Source organism: Streptomyces sp. 150FB (genome assembly GCF_000818195.1).
Lineage (GTDB): Bacteria > Actinomycetota > Actinomycetes > Streptomycetales > Streptomycetaceae > Streptomyces.
In genome coordinates this window covers 2,077,681-2,079,961 of sequence record NZ_JTHL01000001.1, presented here as the reverse complement: position 1 = coordinate 2,079,961, position 2,281 = coordinate 2,077,681, and the positions used below count along the sequence as shown (strand labels likewise).

Sequence of the window (2,281 nt, the reverse complement as noted above, 5' to 3'; positions counted from 1 at the left end):
CGGCGCGGCGCGCGCCCGCCATGGATCCCGACCGGCCCGAGGACCTGTGGAAGGCGCTGGACCGGGGCGAGGACCCGACGCGCGAGTCCTGACTCCGGCGGGTGCGCGACACCTGACCCCCGGGCGCCGTACGTACCGCGCGTGCGGGACAATGTCAGGTGAGCGTCCGGCTCATATCGCGTCACCGCATTCACACCGCGCCACAGCAACGAGGAGCAAACTCATGGCGGGCAGCAGCCACGGACACACCCCGGCGGCCTGGACCGGTGCCACCATCACCTTCATCGGATTCTGCATCGGTGGCGTCTTCGTGGTGGCGGCCGACCCGGTCGGGTTCTGGGCCGGTATCGGCGTCGTCTTCCTGGGCGGGATCGTCGGTCTCGTGATGAAGGCCATGGGCCTCGGCATGCCCAAGGAGTCCGCGGAGGTCGCGCATGCCAGGGCCGAGGCCGGGCGTGCGCAGAGCCGGCACTACGCGACGGCCCCCGCGGCAGGTGCCGAGGGCCGGTCGGGGAACGGCGAGGCGCAGAAGGAGACCCAGTCCCACTGACCGGACGGGCGCTCCGACACACAGCTCATCCGACATACAGCTCAGCAGACGCAGTCCGGCACGACCGGGCTGCGTCTTTCGTCGCAGCAGGGGGAGAATCACCACGTGGATGCCAAGCGAAGCACCGCCGCCGGTCCGCCGCTGCCCGGATCTACGACGCCCGGACCTCCGCCCCCGCCCACGGGCCCCGGAGCCCCCTTCCGCCCTGTGGGGAGCCCCACCGCCGGCCCCTTCCGGCCGGGGCCCCCGCGCTCACTCGCCCGCCGGCTCCTGCCGCCGCTCGCCACGCTCGCCGGAATAGCCGCCGCCTTCACCTACGTGGGCCTGGTCGACCCGAATGAAACCGGCCACTACCCGATCTGCCCGCTGTACGGCGTCACCGGCGTCTACTGCCCCGGCTGCGGCGGCCTGCGCAGCGCTCATGCCGTCGCGCGCGGCGACCTGGCCACGGCCTTCGGAGACAACGCGCTGGCGGTCGTCGGATACGCGGTCTTCGCCGTCGTGTGGGTGGTGTGGGTCGTACGGGCCGCCAGGAACCTGCCCGTCGGGATCACCATGCGTCCCCTGTGGTGGTGGGCTGTCGGCGCGCTCGTGGTGGTCTTCAGCGTCGCGCGCAACCTGCCTTTCGGGTCGGCGCTCGCACCCTGACGACGCAGGTCGGAGGGGGTCCGGCACGCCGGATGCAGGCCCTTCGCCCTCTTCCGGATAGCATCGATGGTGTCTGATCCTGATCCAAGCGAGATCGCCGCACGAGACGGCGCGAAACAGCACGACATCGTGCGACAACATGTTCAAGTAATTCCCCGTCCCAGGAAGGGGGCCGCTCGCGTGAGTGTGCTCGACGAGATCATCGAAGGCGTACGCGCCGACCTCGCAGAGCGGCAGGCGCGCGTCGCCCTCGACGATCTGAAGGAACGCGCCGCCAAGGCCCGCGAGGCCAGGGACGGCGTCGCCGCCCTGCGCGGCGAGGGCGTCAAGGTCATCTGCGAGGTCAAGCGCTCCAGCCCGTCGAAGGGCGCGCTCGCCGCGATCGCCGACCCTGCCGGGCTCGCCGCCGACTACGAGGCAGGCGGCGCCGCAGTCATCTCCGTCCTGACCGAGCAGCGCCGCTTCGGCGGTTCGCTCGCGGACCTGGAGGCCGTGCGGGCCAAGGTCGACATCCCGGTCCTGCGCAAGGACTTCGTGGTCACCTCGTACCAGCTCTGGGAGGCCCGCGCCTACGGCGCCGACCTGGTGCTGCTGATCGTCGCCGCCCTCGACCAGTCCGCGCTCGTGTCGCTCATCGAGCGGGCCGAGTCGATCGGCCTCTCGGTCCTCGTCGAGGTGCATGACGAGGAAGAGGTCGAGCGCGCCGTGGACGCCGGGGCGAAGATCATCGGTGTCAACGCACGCGACCTGAAGACGCTGAAGGTGGACCGCGGCACGTTCGAGCGCGTCGCGCCCGAGATCCCCGACAGCATCGTGAAGGTCGCCGAGTCCGGCGTACGCGGACCGCACGACCTGATCGCGTACGCGAACGCGGGCGCCGACGCCGTACTGGTCGGCGAGTCACTCGTGACCGGCCGCGACCCCAAGGCCGCGGTCGCCGACCTCGTCGCCGCCGGCGCGCACCCCGCGCTGCGGCACGGGAGGGACTGACCCCCACCGTGACCGTCTCCGTCGACACCTGCCCCCCGCCCCACGCGCCGCTGGCGCGCGGGTGCCGTCCGCGCGGCTGCCGCGCGCCGGCGC

4 protein-coding genes and 1 pseudogene are annotated in these 2,281 nt (G+C 72.2%); all 5 read left to right on the top strand.

Annotation, left to right across the window (positions count from 1 at the left end; genetic code table 11):
• On the top strand, window positions 1-92 hold a 92-nt coding region (locus QR77_RS44955), incomplete at its 5' end, for a Trp biosynthesis-associated membrane protein (protein WP_150130554.1).
• 131 nt (window positions 93-223) lie between these two features.
• Window positions 224-550, top strand: a complete 327-nt coding sequence (locus QR77_RS46530) for an HGxxPAAW family protein (protein WP_052488614.1) — start codon at window positions 224-226, stop codon at window positions 548-550.
• A 207-nt stretch (window positions 551-757) separates the two neighbouring features.
• The gene (locus QR77_RS08565; protein WP_052488613.1) at window positions 758-1,198 is read left to right on the top strand and encodes a DUF2752 domain-containing protein; all 441 of its coding nucleotides are present in this window, start codon (window positions 758-760) and stop codon (window positions 1,196-1,198) included.
• A 180-nt stretch (window positions 1,199-1,378) separates the two neighbouring features.
• Window positions 1,379-2,188, top strand: coding sequence for an indole-3-glycerol phosphate synthase TrpC (trpC, locus tag QR77_RS08560; RefSeq protein ID WP_040020701.1), 810 nt, complete (start codon window positions 1,379-1,381; stop codon window positions 2,186-2,188).
• Window positions 2,185-2,281 (top strand): annotated as a pseudogene (locus QR77_RS48400) (tryptophan synthase subunit(beta)); the annotation flags it as partial. The gene trpC and the pseudogene QR77_RS48400, both read left to right, overlap by 4 nt.